Annotated in this window: 15 protein-coding genes and 1 pseudogene; 9 read left to right on the top strand and 7 right to left on the bottom strand. The window is 43.7% G+C overall.

Annotation, left to right across the window (positions count from 1 at the left end):
• The first annotated feature begins 278 nt into the window (after nucleotides 1-278).
• Nucleotides 279-1214, top strand: coding sequence for an ROK family protein (locus O9295_RS04165; protein WP_288031924.1), 936 nt, complete (start codon nucleotides 279-281; stop codon nucleotides 1212-1214).
• Here the strand turns inward: O9295_RS04165 and O9295_RS04160 are convergent.
• Nucleotides 1197-1799: a Crp/Fnr family transcriptional regulator gene (locus O9295_RS04160; RefSeq protein WP_002760023.1), complete on the bottom strand. Its 603-nt coding sequence runs from the start codon at nucleotides 1797-1799 to the stop codon at nucleotides 1197-1199. The two genes, O9295_RS04165 and O9295_RS04160, sit on opposite strands and share 18 nt — an antisense overlap.
• Before the next feature lie 230 nt (nucleotides 1800-2029).
• A complete protein-coding gene (locus O9295_RS04155; protein WP_147071116.1) occupies nucleotides 2030-2668 on the bottom strand; it encodes an LON peptidase substrate-binding domain-containing protein in 639 nt (212 codons plus the stop codon).
• A gap of 449 nt (nucleotides 2669-3117) precedes the next feature.
• On the opposite strand from O9295_RS04155, the gene O9295_RS04150 reads away from it, so the two are divergent.
• Nucleotides 3118-4659 carry a ferredoxin--nitrite reductase gene (locus O9295_RS04150; RefSeq protein ID WP_288031921.1) on the top strand — a complete coding sequence of 514 codons (1542 nt, stop codon included), beginning with the start codon at nucleotides 3118-3120 and terminating at the stop codon, nucleotides 4657-4659.
• Nucleotides 4660-4912: 253 nt separating this feature from the next.
• Here O9295_RS04150 and O9295_RS04145 read toward each other — a convergent pair whose 3' ends face one another.
• A complete protein-coding gene (locus tag O9295_RS04145; protein ID WP_288031918.1) occupies nucleotides 4913-5947 on the bottom strand; it encodes a PstS family phosphate ABC transporter substrate-binding protein in 1035 nt (344 codons plus the stop codon).
• A gap of 415 nt (nucleotides 5948-6362) precedes the next feature.
• Here O9295_RS04145 and pstS point away from each other — a divergent pair, with 415 nt between their 5' ends.
• From pstS to pstB (O9295_RS04120), 5 genes are all read left to right on the top strand, one after another.
• The gene (gene pstS / locus O9295_RS04140) at nucleotides 6363-7484 is read left to right on the top strand and encodes a phosphate ABC transporter substrate-binding protein PstS (protein WP_288031916.1); all 1122 of its coding nucleotides are present in this window, start codon (nucleotides 6363-6365) and stop codon (nucleotides 7482-7484) included.
• A gap of 94 nt (nucleotides 7485-7578) precedes the next feature.
• Nucleotides 7579-8538: a phosphate ABC transporter permease subunit PstC gene (gene pstC, locus O9295_RS04135; RefSeq protein ID WP_002760019.1), complete on the top strand. Its 960-nt coding sequence runs from the start codon at nucleotides 7579-7581 to the stop codon at nucleotides 8536-8538.
• Between the two features lie 391 nt (nucleotides 8539-8929).
• Entirely contained in the window at nucleotides 8930-9823 is an 894-nt protein-coding gene (gene pstA, locus O9295_RS04130) for a phosphate ABC transporter permease PstA (RefSeq protein ID WP_002760018.1), read from the top strand.
• A 95-nt stretch (nucleotides 9824-9918) separates the two neighbouring features.
• On the top strand, nucleotides 9919-10722 hold the full coding sequence (gene pstB / locus O9295_RS04125) for a phosphate ABC transporter ATP-binding protein PstB (RefSeq protein WP_190722526.1): 804 nt from the start codon (nucleotides 9919-9921) through the stop codon (nucleotides 10720-10722).
• A 97-nt stretch (nucleotides 10723-10819) separates the two neighbouring features.
• On the top strand, nucleotides 10820-11617 hold the full coding sequence (pstB, locus tag O9295_RS04120; protein ID WP_288031927.1) for a phosphate ABC transporter ATP-binding protein PstB: 798 nt from the start codon (nucleotides 10820-10822) through the stop codon (nucleotides 11615-11617).
• A 74-nt stretch (nucleotides 11618-11691) separates the two neighbouring features.
• Here the strand turns inward: pstB (O9295_RS04120) and O9295_RS04115 are convergent, their stop codons facing one another.
• Nucleotides 11692-12810 carry an ABC transporter permease gene (locus O9295_RS04115; protein WP_288031913.1) on the bottom strand — a complete coding sequence of 373 codons (1119 nt, stop codon included), beginning with the start codon at nucleotides 12808-12810 and terminating at the stop codon, nucleotides 11692-11694.
• 4 nt (nucleotides 12811-12814) lie between these two features.
• Complete coding sequence (locus O9295_RS04110; protein ID WP_288031911.1) at nucleotides 12815-13915, bottom strand: ABC transporter permease; 1101 nt, start codon at nucleotides 13913-13915, stop codon at nucleotides 12815-12817.
• A 114-nt stretch (nucleotides 13916-14029) separates the two neighbouring features.
• On the opposite strand from O9295_RS04110, the gene O9295_RS04105 reads away from it, so the two are divergent.
• Entirely contained in the window at nucleotides 14030-14296 is a 267-nt protein-coding gene (locus O9295_RS04105) for a hypothetical protein (protein ID WP_002789481.1), read from the top strand.
• A gap of 238 nt (nucleotides 14297-14534) precedes the next feature.
• Here O9295_RS04105 and O9295_RS04100 read toward each other — a convergent pair.
• Nucleotides 14535-14708, bottom strand: a pseudogene (locus tag O9295_RS04100) (IS701 family transposase); the annotation flags it as partial.
• Between the two features lie 135 nt (nucleotides 14709-14843).
• Here O9295_RS04100 and O9295_RS04095 point away from each other — a divergent pair.
• On the top strand, nucleotides 14844-15728 hold the full coding sequence (locus O9295_RS04095) for an all3515 family Zur-repressed PEP-CTERM protein (protein WP_353847603.1): 885 nt from the start codon (nucleotides 14844-14846) through the stop codon (nucleotides 15726-15728).
• A gap of 172 nt (nucleotides 15729-15900) precedes the next feature.
• Here O9295_RS04095 and O9295_RS04090 read toward each other — a convergent pair whose 3' ends face one another.
• Nucleotides 15901-16290 (bottom strand): ATP-binding cassette domain-containing protein, encoded by a 390-nt coding sequence (locus O9295_RS04090; RefSeq protein ID WP_288031910.1) that lies wholly within the window; start codon nucleotides 16288-16290, stop codon nucleotides 15901-15903.
• Between the last annotated feature and the right edge of the window lie 146 nt (nucleotides 16291-16436).

Below are 16436 nucleotides of genomic sequence, written 5' to 3'. Positions count from 1 at the left end.
TTTGTGGAAGCCTTGGCAGCTTTTCGGACAGCGATGTCTTTCCGTTTCTTTGAGTGGCTGACCGAGAATCGGGATGTGTTTGCCGCTTACAAAGCCAGTTTAGGCTTTGTTTGGGCTTGAAATTTGTTTAAGTCCCATTAGAAGAAATTTGGGGCTAATCAATCAGCTAGTTGTGCCAGTTTAGCCGAATTATCCTCTCAATCACATCTAACTGCGAAAAAACCGCCAAAAAGAGTGATAATAAACCTAGCTACTCCCAGAGTAACAAGGAAAGCCCGATGGTGAAAACAGTAATAGGTGTCGATTTAGGTGGAACTGCGATTAAAATTGGTAAATTTGACCAAGAGGGCAATTGTCTCGAATCTCTCACCTTGCCCACTCCCCAACCCGCTACACCCAAAGAAGTCGCCCATACCATACATCAAGGCATTTGTCAAGTAAATTTAGATAAAAGTTGTCAAGCCATCGGTGTGGGAACGCCGGGGCCGGCGGATGCTCAGGGAAGAATTGCCAAAATAGCGATTAATTTGGCAGGATGGCGGGATATTCCCCTCGCCGATTGGTTAGAAGAAAGTACGGGAATGCCGACAATTTTAGCCAATGATGCCAATTGTGCCGGTTTGGGGGAAGCTTGGTTAGGAGCGGGCAAACGGTTTCAAAACTTGATCCTGTTGACCTTGGGGACGGGAGTAGGAGGGGCAATTATCCTCGATGGTAACTTATTTGTGGGCAGCAAGGGAACGGCCGCGGAATTAGGCTTAATAACCCTTAATTTTGACGGTCCATTGTGCAATAGCGGTAATCGGGGTTCCTTGGAACAATACGTCTCCCGGCAAGCTATTCGCCGGATGACCGGCAAAGAACCGAAGCAATTGGCAGAATTGGCCGAAAAAGGCGATCGAGAGGCTTTAGAATTCTGGCAGCGTTACGGCTGTTTACTGGGGGCTGGTATCGCCAGTTTACTCTATGTTCTCACCCCAGAGGCGGTAATTATCGGCGGCGGCATTAGCGCCAGTGCTAAGTTTTTCTTTCCCTCTCTGCTCACAGAAATCGAAAGACGGGTGTTACCTAGTTCCAGAGAAGGATTAGAGGTATTAACGGCCGAGTTAGGTAATCGCGCCGGGATGGTGGGGGCCGCTAAATTAGCTTGGCAATTATTGGACCTCCGCAAGGAGTCTATTATGGGGGGGACTGACTTAATCGTGAATAATTAAGTGGCGATCGCAATCGCTGCTCACGGCTCCCTGACGCTGAAATTCGCCTAACAAACGCGTCACCGTTACCCTCGTGGTACCGATAGCATTGGCGAGATTTTGATGGGTTAAACGGATCTTTAAACGACTGCCTTGGGCGATTGGTTCTCCCATTTCCCGCTTTAATAACTGTAGTAACTGCTGGAGACGTTCCTCCACTCGTTTGAGTCCTGCGATCGCAAGAAGCGATTCCGTTTGTTGTTGACGACGGATCATTTGATTTAACATCATCCTAGTTAATTCCGCCGAATTTTCTACTTCGGCGATCGTGTACCATTTTAGGTACAGTTCCGACAAGGCTCTGGCGTGATAGGATTCCAGATGGGTCAAATTTAAGCCAAAAAAGTGGGATGAATGGGCCCAGCCTAGTAAAATTTCCTCTCCACTCTCAGATACTTGACTTAGTTGCGCCATACCCCGATAAACTTGCCAGACTCCATCAACCACCAGAGGAATATTTTCCCCGCGATCATAAAAATGGAGCCGACGACTCTCGCTATAGTCTTCTCGGAAGGGTGAGACGCTGGGATTATAGGTCAGCAACATGATCAAAGTTCTCCTGGGTGAGGGGCTAACAATTTTAACCCCACTTTACTGTATCAAGGTAAACATTAGGTAATCCCCAGATTAACAGTTATCAGTTATCAGTGGGTCAGTCATCAGTGGGTTAGTGACCAGTTTTCAGATGTGAGTTATCAGTTCACTGATTACTGTTTACTGTTCACTGAAATAAGACGGCCACTGCCATCTCCCGAAGCTGAAAAACCTCAAGATCATTAATTTAAAGCATCTTTAAGAGCCGTGCGAGCGGCCAGATGATTGCGAGTCGAGGTGAGAATTTCCGATTCTCGTTGCAGACGACTGACTGTATCGAGCATTTCCAATAAAGCCTGTTGTTCCCCGGCCACACCGTAGAGATTACCCGCCACCCAGTAGGATAATTCCAGGGGAAGACTGGGCAAATCGTCGGGGAGTTCAATTTTTTGAGCGGTTAATTTGGCTGATAGATGAACCACATCCCGCAGCAGTCGATCCACTTCTTTGGCCAGAGGTCGCAGATCTTGGGTGGTGGGGACATCTTCAATCCACTCCACTAAACCGACACGATAGGGTTTTTCCCGGACATATTCTAGGACACGGAAACGCTGTTGACCGATGGTGAGAATTTTTAACCGATCATCTGGAAGACGTTGACAACGGACAACTTCCGCACAACTGCCGACTTTAGCGATTTCTCCCGTGGACGGATCTACCATTAAGACCCCAAAACGGCGATCTTCTTCCAATATCGTATTCATCATAATCCGATAGCGAAACTCGAAGATGTGCAGGGGCAGGGGACGACCCGGGAATAAAACAACTTCGGGAAGGGGAAAGAGAGGTAATTCTCTAACGGCAATGGAAGAAGTGGCCATAGGTTTAGTAAAAAAAAACCGATCTTTTCTTATTTTTACACAATACCCCCTGAACCGCTAGGCAAGGGCAATAGACTCCGAGCCAGTATTCAGGAGCCAGTATTCAGGAGTCGGGAGATTGCCTTTATTTATTCTCCCCACACCCCACACCCCACACCCCACACCCCACACCCCACACCCCACACCCCACACCCCACACCCCACCTTAATGCACTTACTGCATGATATAAATGCCTAAACACGATGGTGAGCGGATTTCTGTTACAAACAATACAAAATTATCCAACTTAAAACGAATTAAATAACAAATAGAGACTAGGTAAATTACTAAATTTTTGCTAATGACGACGGTATTTTAAAGAATACTTATTGTTAAATCCCGATTTCTTCATTTCTAACCCGCACCAACTAGAACAATTGCACCCACAGACCAGTAAGGAGATAGATTCGTGGTACAAGCACCTGAAAAAGATGGAACAACTCTCAATAAATTCGAGAAATTTAAAGCCGAAAAAGACGGATTAGCCATTAAAGATGAACTGGAGCATTTTGCCCAAATCGGTTGGGAAGCGATGGATAAAACCGATTTAGAACATCGCTTAAAATGGGTGGGGGTTTTTTATCGTCCCGTCACCCCGGGCAAATTCATGATGCGTTTGCGGGTTCCTAACGGCATTCTCAGTAGTGAGCAAATGCGAGTTTTAGGGGAAATTGTGCAGCGTTACGGTGATGATGGCAATGCCGATATTACTACTCGTCAAAACCTACAATTACGCGGTATTCGTATCGAAGATATTCCTGATATTTTCCAACGACTAAAATCCGTGGGTATGACTTCGGTACAATCGGGCATGGATAATGTCAGAAATATTACCGGTTCACCCATGGCAGGACTAGACGCAGATGAATTAATTGACACCAGGGAATTAGTCCAAAAAGTCCAAGATATGATTACCAACTACGGTCAAGGTAATTATCAATTTAGCAATCTGCCCCGCAAATTTAATATTGCCATCGAGGGGGGACGGGATAATTCCGTTCATGCGGAAATTAACGATATTGCCTTTGTTCCTGCCTATAAAGAGGGAGAATTAGGCTTTAATGTCGTGGTGGGCGGCTTTTTCTCGGCTAAACGCTGTGAAGCGGCAATTCCCATGAATGTTTGGGTGAGACCGAATCAGGAAGTGGTGGATTTATGCCGAGGAATTTTGGAAGTTTACCGCGATAACGGATTGCGCGCCAATCGTCAAAAATCCCGTTTAATGTGGTTAATTGATGAGTGGGGAATTGAGGAATTCCGCACGCGGGTGGCTAATCAGTTAGGTTATCCCTTGGCAACGGCAGCGGAAAAAGACGCTATTGACTGGGAAAAACGAGATCATTTAGGAGTTTTTTCCCAAAAACAGGAGGGATTGAGCTATATCGGTCTTTGTGTTCCCGTTGGTCGTCTATTTGCCGATGATATGTTCGATTTAGCCCGGATTGCCGAAGTGTATGGCAGCGGAGAATTGCGTTTAACCGTGGAACAAAACGTGATTATTCCCAATATAGCGGCTGAAAATATGCCGACTCTTTTAACCGAGCCTTTACTGGCTAAGTTTACCCCCAATCCCACTCCTTTACAACGAGCGCTCGTTTCTTGCACGGGGGCGCAATTCTGCAATTTTGCCCTGATTGAAACCAAAAATAAGGCTGTGGACTTGATTCGTCAGTTAGATGCCGAATTAAATATCCCCCGGGGTGTGCGGATCCATTGGACCGGTTGCCCTAACTCCTGCGGACAACCCCAAGTGGCCGATATCGGTTTGATGGGGACAAAAGCGCGCAAAGACGGCAAAACCGTGGAAGGAGTTGACCTCTACATGGGGGGTAAAGTGGGTAAAGATGCCCACCTGGGAAGTTGTGTACAAAAAGGGATTCCCTGTGAAGACTTAAAATCGGTGTTAACCTCTATCCTCATCGAACAATTTGGGGCGACACCGAAAGGTTAATTAACAAGTTTCTCGATACGCTGAATGGGTAGGGTTGATTCATAGTAGGGTTGATTCATGAATCAACCCTACCCAAACCCCCCGTTGGGGGCGTGGCGCCGCCCCCAAACCCCGGAGCGCATTAGTTTTTCGGTGGGATGCTTACACGCAGCTGCTGACGCATCTGTAATAATTTAAGAGTCACTCCCCTTGCAGGAGTGCCTGTCCTGATATGTAGCCTATACTCAACGGATTTAGTATCAGATGGGAATCGTTACTTAGCTTCAAATTGAGCTTGTTTACGAAGTAATTCCCCGATGGTTAAATTGGGTTGAGGTCTGCCATCAAAAACTGTTCCTATCTCAAATTTTTGCAACTGTACCCGTGCCAAATGATAGGCCTCATCCGGTAGAGGAATATAACCAATAGTATCTAATAAATTGGGAACTCGATCGAGATAATGTTCGACAAATTTCTCTAAAGCGGGATTCTCTTGGGCTTTTTGGGCATTAACATAAATAAACAAAGGACGAGATAAAGGCTGATATTTACTATCCTCTACATTGCCGCGAGTTGGTTCAATACCGTTAACTTTCAAAGCTTTTAATTTATCCCGATTTTGTTCATAGTAAGCATGGCCAAAATAGCCTAAAGCGTTGGCATCTTGACTGACGGCATTAACTAAAGCTTCGTCATCTTCACTAAAATTAAAGTCCCCACGACTGGCATCTTTGCCGTTAATTACCTCACTAAAAAAATCGTAGGTTCCTGAGTCTTTACCGGGCCCGTGAAGGGTAATCGGTCGGTCGGGCCAAGCGGGATTAATTTGATTCCAACGTTTGATTTTATTCTCGGCCGCTGGTTCCCAAATAGTTCTTAATTCTGTAGTCGAAATATCATCAACCCAGTTATTTTCGGGATTTACCACCACGGTTAAAGCATCAAAAGCGATCGGTAGTTCGATAAATCTGACCTTATTAGCATCACATTCTTTTAATTCTTCCACAGAAATCGGCCGAGAAGCATTATTAATATCGGTTTCTCCTGCACAAAATTTTCTAAAACCGCCGCCAGTTCCTGAAATATTAGCGTCAATTTTAACATCAGCCAAAGCTTTGTTAGGGGTATTAGCTTTAAAATCTTCGAGAACTTTATCGGTAATTGGTGCTACGGTACTCGAACCATCGATTTTAATTGGTTTTAGGTCTTGAGGATTAATATTGGCACAGGCGGGTAAAATTAGGGCAGTACCCAGGACAATTGCCACTACTTTGGTGGGACGAGATAGCTGAGTAAAAATTCCTAGCATAGGTGTCAAAAGGAGAAAGTAAAAAAGGGTATTGGGGAGACTTTTCAGTTATCAGTGGGGTAGTGGGGTAGTGGGGTAGTGGGGTAGTGGGGTAGTGGGGTAGTGGGGAGAAAAAAGCTGAGGGATGATGACTAAAAACCTTAATCTTTTCTTTGTTGTTTTTACGTCACTACAATGATAGGGAAAGAGAAAAACCTAATCTAAACTGGAAAAGTCAGCGGCTTTACCCGAGACTTAAAACTAATGTTTAGTCAAAATAAATAGTAAAAGAAGTTGAGATTTTTGTCTAGTTATCGAGAAAATTTTTCTTGACAATACATTATGTTCTTTTATTCACTTCTTAACCTATTCTTTACCAAGCAGTGGTAGGTTTTAGCGTAAGATTTAAGGCAGTTTACGGATCAAAATTAATCCTATGCCCAGCAGAAACAAGACCAATTTACTAACAGCCTTATCCCTAGCGACTTTAACAGCGACTTTAACCGCTTGTGGTGGCGGCGATACGGCGGGAACCAGTGGAGAGGGAAGCAATAGGATCGCCCAAGTTCCTCTGCAAGGAGAGGTCGCCCTCAATGGTGCGGGCGCTTCTTTTCCTGCACCCCTATATCAAAACTGGTTTGTCACCATCAATCAACTATTTTCTAAACTGCTAATTAACTATCAATCTACTGGTAGCGGGGCGGGAGTCGAACAATTTATTCAAGGTACGATCGATTTTGGCGCTTCCGATGTGGCCATGAGTGACGAGGATATGGCCAGAGTTAGCCGCGGGGTTTTACTGCTACCGATGACGGCGGGAAGCATCGTTATGGCTTATAATTTGCCCGGAGTAGAAGGGCTGAAACTAAGTAGGGAAGCATATATAGGCATCTTTTTAGGCACGATTACCCGTTGGAACGATGCCAAAATCGCCGCCGATAACCCCGATTTAAAACTACCCAATGAAGAAATTACCGTAGTTCACCGGGCAGACGGTAGCGGGACGACGGGAGTTTTTACTAAGTTTTTAAGCGCCGTTAGTCCCGAATGGAAAAAAAGTATCGGTGAAGGAAAAGCCGTACAATGGCCGACCAAAAAAGGTAAATTTCTCGGCGGTAGAGGAAATGAAGGTGTAACTGCCCTAATTCAACAAAATCAAGGCTCGATTGGCTATATCGAGTACGGTTTCGCTAAAAATAATAAGCTGCCCATGGCCACTTTACAAAACCAAGCCGGTCAATTCGTTATCCCCAATGAAACTAACGCCGCTGCCACCTTAGCCACGGTGGAATTACCCGAAAATCTGCGGGCTTTTATCGTTGATCCCCCGGGGGAAAATTCCTACCCCATTGTCACCTATAGTTGGATGTTGGTTTATAAAAAATACAACGATCCCCAAAAAGCTTTAGCTATGGAGGCGATGATCGAATTTGGACTTAATCAGGGACAGGAACAGTCCGCCGCCCTTGGTTATATTCCCCTACCGAAAAACGTCCGCGAACGAGTAGCCGCCGCTGCCGATGTCATCTATCCCGATTACACAATCAATGTGGATTAGTAGCCGAAAAAATGTATTCAAAGTTACAATAATAGTGGAGAAAGGCCAATTTCGACCTTAGCTACCGCAAACTAGCTGGATTTAAACCCTAATCATGAGTGCGCCCACAGTTTCACCCGACTCAAATTTTAAAGAACGTCCAGAATCGGAAAAAATCCTCGATAAAGGCTTTGTTGGATTAACTACCGCCTTTGCCATCGCTATTGGGGTAATTTTGCTCCTAATTGCCCTAGTGATTTTTATTCGGGCTTTACCGGCGATTCAAACCTTTGGTCTGGGATTTTTGACCAGTAGTGCTTGGAATCCCGTGCGCGGTCGCGAAGAATTCGGAGTTCTGCCCGTTATCTACGGAACTCTCGTTAGTTCTCTGATTGCCCTCCTGATTGCTGTTCCCCTCGGTATCGGTTCAGCCATTTTTTTAAGCGAAGATTTTATTCCCTTAAATGCGCGGACAATTTTGGTTTTTCTCGTACAACTTTTGGCCGCTATTCCCAGTGTTGTTTACGGATTATGGGGTATCTTTGTATTGATTCCTATCCTCAGACCCCTTGGTAACTGGCTAAATGCTAATTTTAGTTGGATTCCTCTGTTTAGTACTCCTTTAGGGGGTCCTGGAATGTTACCGGCGGGGGTTATTTTAGCAATTATGATCCTGCCGATTATTATCGCTATCTCTCGCGACTCTTTGGCCGCTTTACCGCCGGATCTAAGGCAAGCTTCCCTAGGCTTGGGGGCCACCCGTTGGGAAACGATTTTTCGGGTATTAATTCCCGCCGCTTTTTCCGGGATTGTCGGGGGGATTATGTTAGCTTTAGGGCGCGCTTTAGGGGAAACCATGGCAGTAACGATGATTATCGGCAATTCTAACCGCATTAGTGCCTCTATTCTCGCCCCTGCTAACACGATCGCTTCCTTATTGGCTAACCAATTCGCCGAAGCATCGGGAATGCAAGTATCAGCTTTAATGTATGCGGGTTTTGTTCTCTTGGTTTTGACCCTAGTAGTCAATATCTTCGCAGAATTAATCGTTAATCGCGTCAAAGCTAAGTATTAAGCCGTCGGTCGTCAGTTATCAGTTATCAGTTTTGAGTTTTAAGTTTTGAGTATTAAGTGAGCAGTTTGTATTAAGTGTTCATCATCAAATGGCAGTTTACTGCTGTCTTTTCACTTTTCACTGTTTACTAATCACTGATAACTGATTACTGTTCACTGATTACTGATAACTGATTACTGTTTAAGTAGCTGGTTATAATTAAATTAAAAATGGATTTTAGCTTCGATCCTCCCTTAATCCCCCCTTAATCCTAGGCTTGATTCATAGTAGGGTTGATTCATGAATCAACCCTACCCTTAATCCCCCCTTGATAAGGGGGGTGTCTGACAACTTTTAACACCTACCTACTTACTGTTCACTGATAACTGATAACTGATAACTGATAACTGATATGGATAGTGCGAATTTAGGCAATAATCTCAAAAAGAAACCGAGTAGTCCTCGATCGCTATTGGGGACAATTATGACCGTCCTATCGGGTTTATGTTTAGCCGTCACCGTGATTCCCCTTTTTGCCGTCCTAGGCTTCGTTTTTGTGCAAGGGGTGGGCCGTTTAAACGCCAATCTCTTTACCAAATTACCGCCACCGCCGGGGTTAGGAGGAGGAGGCATCGCTAACGCCATTTTAGGGACAATTATCGTCGTCGCCCTGGCCACAGCGATCGCAGTTCCCATTGGCGTTTTAGCGGCGGTTTATCTCTCGGAATTTAGCGGTGATAACAAACTTGCCCAGGGTGTGCGCTTTGCTACCAACGTTTTAGCGGGTGTCCCTTCGATTATTGTCGGGGTTTTCGCCTACGGTTTGCTAGTTGCCCCCTTATTTGGCGAAGGAACAGCCCTTTTAGGCTTTTCTGCCCTTGCCGGTTCGATCGGTTTAGCGGTGTTAATGTTACCCACTATTATTAGAACCACCGATGAGGCTTTAAAAATCGTTCCCCAAGACATCCGCTGGGCGGCCATGGGTTTAGGGGCCTATAACTACCAAACCGTCCTAAAAATCGTCCTTCCTGCCGCAGTTCCCGCTATTTTAACCGGTGTGACTTTAGCAATTGCTAGGGCTGCCGGGGAAACCGCCTCCTTAATTTTTACGGCATTATTCTCTAACTTTTGGCCCCGGGGTGTCTTTGAACCGATTGCCACCCTTTCGGTCTTAGTTTTCAACTTTGCTACTGCCCCTTTTGCCCCCCAACAGCAATTAGCTTGGGCAGGTGCTTTAATTCTGGTGCTTTTGGTGTTGTTAACTAACATTTTATCCCGTTTAGCTACGCGCCAGAAAACCTATTAAGTCAAGGAAAAAGTGAAAAGGAAAAAGGGATATTTAAGGAAAAATCTATCTATCTTTCCAATTCCTCAATTAGCCAAACTCAAGGTAAATAATTTATGCTAACTAACTCTAACTCCCATTCTACAGGAACCGTTTTAAAGGTCGATAAGGCTGATATTTACTATGGTAATTATCGGGCAGTACGAGACGTTTCCATCGATATTCCCAAAAATAAAGTCACCGCTTTTATCGGACCCTCTGGCTGTGGAAAAAGTACCATTCTCAGGTGTTTTAATCGTCTCAATGATTTAATTCACGGTTTTCGTATTGACGGCAAAGTTTTTTATCATAACCAAGATATTTACTCTCAAGAGGTGGATCCTGTCGAAGTAAGAAAATACATTGGTATGGTGTTCCAGCGCCCTAATCCTTTTCCCAAATCCATTTATGATAATGTGGTTTACGGAGCGCGCTTAAATGGTTATAAAGGGGATTTGGATGAATTAGTAGAAACTTCCCTGCGTCGGGCTGCTCTCTGGGAAGAAGTAAAAGATAAACTGAAAGAAAGCGGTTTTTCCCTATCGGGGGGACAACAACAAAGATTATGTATTGCTCGCGCTATTGCCGCTCAACCAGAAGTATTATTAATGGATGAACCCTGTTCGGCACTCGATCCGATTTCAACTTTAAAAGTTGAGGAATTAATGCACGAATTAAAAGAACGTTACACGATTATTATTGTTACTCACAATATGCAACAAGCCACAAGAGTAGCAGATTTAACGGCTTTTTATAACGCTGAAGCCACCGATAAAGGTGGCAAAATTGGTTATCTAGTCGAGTTTGATCATACGGACAAAATCTTCGGTGATCCTCAAGAACAAGCAACTAAAGATTATGTTAGTGGACGTTTTGGCTAAATCCAGTTATCAGTTATCAGTTATCAGTTATCAGCTTTTTTCTTCCCTCTCCTCCTCTCCCTTCTCCCTTTTCCCCAACACTATTCCTTTAAAGATTATGTATAGTAGCGATGTTGTCACCGATGCGGTTTTGAGAACCAAAAACTTAAATGTTTACTACGGTTCTAATCTCGCTGTTCGTGATGTTAACCTTGATATTCCTGAGAAAAAAGCGGTCGCTTTTATCGGTCCCTCTGGCTGCGGGAAAAGTACGGTTTTGCGCTGTTTTAATCGCATGAATGATCTGGTTAAAAGTGCCAAAATTGAGGGAAAAGTTACCTTTCGCGGTCAAGATATTTATGGTAATTCCGTTAATCCTATCGGGTTACGCAGTCGTATTGGTATGGTTTTTCAGAAACCGAATCCTTTTCCTAAATCTATCTATGAAAATATCGCTTTTGGGGCGCGCTTAAATGGTTACATCGGCGATATGGATCAATTAGTGGAAGAATCTTTAAAAAAAGCCGTTCTCTGGGATGATGTTAAAGATAAACTCAAAGAAAGTGGTTTAGCTTTATCGGGGGGACAACAACAAAGGTTATGTATTGCCCGCGCTATTGCGGTTAAACCAGAAGTTGTTTTAATGGATGAACCCTGTGCGGCACTCGATCCGATTTCTACCCTAAAAATTGAGGAATTAATTCACGAATTAAAAACCCAATATACTATAGTTATTGTCACTCATAATATGCAACAAGCGTCGCGGGTTTCTGATTTAACGGCTTTTTATAATGCTGAACCGACCCCAAAAGGCGGTAAAGTGGGCTATTTAGTGGAATATGATCGCACCGAGGTAATCTTTCAAAATCCCGCTCAAGAGTCCACTAGAGATTATGTTAGCGGTCGTTTTGGTTAAAGGATTAATAATTAATCGTTATTCACGACCCCGGGATAGATTAATTTTTTCCCCAGGGAATGATTGAAAAACGATTAACTTAACTGATTGCGAAAACGTTTGGCACTAATAGTTAAAAGTATGACAGCGAAACCAATCAGAGCCAATACATGAACCCATAAAGCTTCTAAACCAACACCTTTTAAAAGAATACCGCGGATAATAGCTATGTAGTGACGGAGAGGATTAAAAAGAGAGAGATATTGAAAAAATGGCGGCATCGTTTCAATAGGTGCGATCGCTCCTGATAATTGTACCATGGGTAAATTGATAAAAAAGGTGGTTAAAACTACCTGCTGTTGGGATTGACAGAGTGTCGCTAACATAATACCGACACCAATACTAACAAAAATATAGAGACTAGCTAAAGCCATAAATAGGAAAAAGTTGCCCCGAAATGGCACATTAAAAATCACTTTACCGATGGTTAATGCTAACAAAACATCACCCAAAAGGAGGATGAATAAAGGCACAACTTTAGCTAACAAAATCTCCCAAGCAGCGGCAGGAGTCATCAGTAATTGTTCGAGAGTTCCCGTATCTTTTTCTTTAACAACGGTGATAGAAGAAACGATCGAACCGATTAAAGTTAATACTAATCCCATGACTCCGGGGACAAAAAACCAACTGCTAGAAAGTCCGGGATTATAAAAGAAAATTACTTGTGTTGAGATGGGAAGTGGCCGATTTTGATTAACTTTTCCCGTGCCGAATTCTTGCACAATTTGATTGATATAACCCTTAGCAATTCCTGCGGTATTGGCATCCACTCCATCGATAAAAACTTGAATAGATGCGGTTTTTTCTTGGGTGAGATTGCGACTAAATTCGGGGGGAATTATCAAACCGGCGGTTAATTTTCCTGTTTCCACCTGTTGGGTTAATGTCTTCTCATCAAAAGTGATTATTTCGGCATCAAAAATCTGATTTTCGGTAAAAGCAGCGCTGAGGGAGCGACTTTCAGCAGTAGCTGCATAATCGACTATTCCTAATTTAATATGATGAACATCGGGATTAAGCGCAAATCCATAAATTAATAGTTGAATAGTTGGGGGGAAAATCAAGATAATAATTAACTGTTTGTTGCGTAATATCTGGCGAATTTCTTTAATAACTAAAGATAAAAAACGACCTGTAAATAATTGCTTAAACATCTTATTATTCTCCTAACTGCATTCTTGATAGAGCTTTTATTGCCAATAAAAATAAGACCATTCCCAAGAGGAAAATGATAACTAAATTATTGCCAATACCCGCCCAACCCACACCCCTGACAAAAGCATCTCTAGTAATTTCGATATAATAACGAGCGGGAACTATATTTGAAACTAAAGAGAGGGGAAAGGGAATATTACTTAACGGATAAATAAAACCACTGAGTAATAAAGCAGTGAGAAAACCCACTAAAGAAACACCTTGCACCGCAGAATTTTGATTACCGGTACGCGCACCTAACATTAATCCAAACATCACACTGGCCCATAAATAGAGGATAGTTCCTAACAGTAATGGCATTGGATCACCGGCAAAATTTAATTGAAAAATTAGACTTCCTAAACCCATAACTCCGATAGCGATTCCGATTCCTACTATTAGATAAGCGAGGGATTTACCTAGTATTAATTCTTCGGCAGTGAGAGCGGAGGCATAAACTTGTAAAATTGTGCCTTTTTCCTTTTCTCGTACCATAGCGATCGCTGATAAAAGTGAGGGAAAAATCCATAAAACCACAGCATAAACCCCCGGCACAATATAGAGAGATTCTTGTCGTCCCGGATTAAACCAAAGTGGGGTGGCAGTTTCGATGGGAATAGGGGAGGAAATTAAGTTTTCTGCTTGTAAAAAAGAGCGGGTAGTCGCTTTAATCGCATTGCGAATAATTCGGGCATTATTAGCATCTGTACCATCAACAATTGCTTGAATTTCGGCAGTTTTATTGGCTTGTAAATTACGACTAAAATCGGGAGGAATCACAACAATTGCCCTAGCAATACCTCGATCTAAAGCGGTTTCAGGGTTGCCTTCCCAAACCACGGGAATAAATAAATTAGTGGCGAACAAGCGATCGCTATAATTTTGACTAAAAACTGTTCGATCTTGATCTTGCACTAAAACCGGTATATCTTTCGCCTCTAAACGAATAGCAAAACCAAAGATAAAAAGAGTCATCACGGGCAAAATGAAAGCGAGGGCAAGGGTAAGTCGATCACGACTAAACTGCACTAATTCCTTACGACATTGGGAGAGAATTCGTTTCATTAAATTGCCCGATTAAGGATAAATTTTTACGGCATTTTTAGGGAACTTATTCAGCAAGCTCTATATAATTCTCAGTAGAGGGACAGATAAAAAGCTCTAAAGGGATTGTAACCGATGACGGATGAAAGATTAGAACGGATCGAGAGCATACTACAGGCTACCGTTGTCCTCACGCAACAGAATCGAGAAGATATAGCACAGCTAACCCGTGAGGTTAGGACAATAGCAGCGAGTCTGGAACGAACCAACGAGCGCTTAAATCAATTTATCACTCAAGCTGAGAGCGATCGGCAGTTTTTCCGTAACGAAGTCACTGGTATCCGTACAGAAGTTAAGCGAATTGTAGAGCATCTTTTCGGACAATCCCCAGATCAGGAGTAAAGATTAGCCAACAGGTATATAGCGTTTCTCACACCTGTGTGGCACAGTTAAACCTTTGCTGATTAAGCTTTTCACCATCGACAATGTACCTCTTGCGAACAGGAAACGCTATATATGGAACCTGCGTAGGAATAACATCCCAGGGAGACAATGGCTCTGTAGAAGGAGTGGACTAACCCTAAATGGGACAATATAGAAGTTACGCATTGACAGAAAGCCTCAAATAGGCATAGCAAGTTTATGCGAACATAGTCTCCGTAATATTCTCCATAATAAATTGGCGAATAACAGGGATAAATAGCTTTCGGGCAAATTCATAGCAGTTGTTAATCAGTTGATTAAGGCAGGCAGTCTGAAGATGACAGAAAGCACGGAAAGCGCAAAAGAAATGATTACGAATTGCCCACTCATCACTACTACCGAATCACCACCAAGCGCGTGAGAACCGATTTATCGAGAGACGCGACACCTGTCTACGACACGCTGTCTGTTGACTTCCAGAAAAATCTTTCTTACGATAGGTAGAACAAAATCTCTGACAAAATATATGTTTATTTTGACTAATAAGGCTTTAAATGCCTTTTTCGTCTCGATTTCCGCCGTCTTTCTTAGTTCGACCGCGAGCCTCGCCCAATCCCATAGTAGTCATCATCATATTATGGTCGGGATAGACGGACTCCCGACTCTAGCCAGCGGGACTTATAAAGCTCTGGCCAATCCGAACTATGGGAGACTATCGCTTCTGTTCCCGCATCAACATGAACCCGTCAATATCAGTCATTTCCACGCCATCGGTATTTATAGTTACACGGGGGAGGCAACGAACGCGACAGTGGTAGAGACCAGTACCAATAACCGATTGCCCGAAACACGGTTCAACCTATCCCCGATCCCCCTGTTTCCGGGTAGCGGCGTTTTTGCGGGAAAGAATATTAGCCAGAAAACGGACGATCATATGTATTCGGATTTGAAAATACGTCCGGTCGCCCATTTAACCGACGATCTCGCCGATCCTTACGTGAACGCAATTTATAATACGGGAAACGGTCGCTGGAAGGACTTGTTGGGAGACGAGGCGACGATCGCCCTACAATTAATCGATATCACGCCTGGTTTGACGGTAACGGACGCTTCGGGAATAAATTTGTTTAACGCGGTCAACGATACTTATGTTATCGGGCAAGGAGATTGGTTCGCTTTCACTCCCGTGTTTTCAACAGATGGGAACGCGCCGTTAGGAACCTATTCCGCTACCTTTCGCTTCGTGGATACGAATACCGCAAACGGTCGTACCCCGCTATTACCATCGGGAACCTTTAGCCTCGATTTCCAACCGGTTCCCGAATCCTCTACCTTGCCCGGAATCGTTCTCTTGGGTTCGCTCGGTCTTCTCGGCGGAGTAAAAAGGCAAAAAAAGAACAATAGCCGATAATCCGTCCAAAATGTTAGGACTTTTCTAATCTAACGACCTACCATTGTAGGGAACCTGCGTAGGAATAACATCCCACGGAGACAATGGCTCTGTAGAAGGAGCGGACTAACCCTAAATGGTACAATATTAAAGAGCAGGTCTCTATTATCCAAGTTATCGGCAAAAAACTTGATCAATCCTCATTAATTCTCTGCACAACGCTGATCAATGCGTCTTCTAAAGAAAAGGGAAGCAAACGCAAGGATTGTACCTGTATTCCCGCGGTGCTGACAATCTTTTTTATCTCTGGAATTTCCCTGTCGGGATGATCGAGAGTGAGGTGCAAGCAATCGCCAAAAATCGAGACGCGCCAAGCTTGTAAACGGGTTTTGAAAATTTCTGCCGCTTGTTGCACTCGATCGAGACGTAATTCGATTAATTGCCCCGGTTGTGCTGCTTTAATTTGACTGGGGGAACCTTGCATCACCACTTCTCCAGCTACCATAAAACCCAGACGATTGCATTGTTCCGCTTCTTCGAGATAATGGGTTGTCACTAATACCGCAGTTCCCTGACGAGCCAAATCATTAATTAGGGTCTGCTGAAAAAGTTTTTCCTAGGGGCAGGGTGTAGGGTGTGGGGTGTGGGGTGTGGGGTTTTACCGATTTTGAGGGGGTCAATTACCTAATTTTCAGGGAAAAAGTCCCTGAATTTACCCCTGATCACTCC

This window comes from Microcystis sp. LE18-22.4A, from assembly GCF_027531105.1.
Taxonomy (GTDB): Bacteria; Cyanobacteriota; Cyanobacteriia; order Cyanobacteriales; family Microcystaceae; genus Microcystis; species Microcystis aeruginosa.
This window is presented reverse-complemented; position numbering and strand designations above follow the sequence as displayed.

Excerpts from the sequence above, each read along its gene's own strand:
- pstB (WP_288031927.1), top strand. The coding sequence starts at position 10,820 with ATGTATAGTAGCGATGTTGTCACCGATGCGGTTTTGAGAACCAAAAAC.
- O9295_RS04110 (WP_288031911.1), bottom strand. The coding sequence starts at position 13,915 with ATGAAACGAATTCTCTCCCAATGTCGTAAGGAATTAGTGCAGTTTAGT.
- O9295_RS04165 (WP_288031924.1), top strand. The coding sequence starts at position 279 with ATGGTGAAAACAGTAATAGGTGTCGATTTAGGTGGAACTGCGATTAAA.
- pstB (WP_190722526.1), top strand. The coding sequence starts at position 9,919 with ATGCTAACTAACTCTAACTCCCATTCTACAGGAACCGTTTTAAAGGTC.
- pstC (WP_002760019.1), top strand. The coding sequence starts at position 7,579 with ATGAGTGCGCCCACAGTTTCACCCGACTCAAATTTTAAAGAACGTCCA.
- O9295_RS04095 (WP_353847603.1), top strand. The coding sequence starts at position 14,844 with ATGTTTATTTTGACTAATAAGGCTTTAAATGCCTTTTTCGTCTCGATT.
- O9295_RS04160 (WP_002760023.1), bottom strand. The coding sequence starts at position 1,799 with ATGTTGCTGACCTATAATCCCAGCGTCTCACCCTTCCGAGAAGACTAT.
- O9295_RS04155 (WP_147071116.1), bottom strand. The coding sequence starts at position 2,668 with ATGGCCACTTCTTCCATTGCCGTTAGAGAATTACCTCTCTTTCCCCTT.
- pstS (WP_288031916.1), top strand. The coding sequence starts at position 6,363 with ATGCCCAGCAGAAACAAGACCAATTTACTAACAGCCTTATCCCTAGCG.
- O9295_RS04105 (WP_002789481.1), top strand. The coding sequence starts at position 14,030 with ATGACGGATGAAAGATTAGAACGGATCGAGAGCATACTACAGGCTACC.
- O9295_RS04145 (WP_288031918.1), bottom strand. The coding sequence starts at position 5,947 with ATGCTAGGAATTTTTACTCAGCTATCTCGTCCCACCAAAGTAGTGGCA.
- pstA (WP_002760018.1), top strand. The coding sequence starts at position 8,930 with ATGGATAGTGCGAATTTAGGCAATAATCTCAAAAAGAAACCGAGTAGT.
- O9295_RS04115 (WP_288031913.1), bottom strand. The coding sequence starts at position 12,810 with ATGTTTAAGCAATTATTTACAGGTCGTTTTTTATCTTTAGTTATTAAA.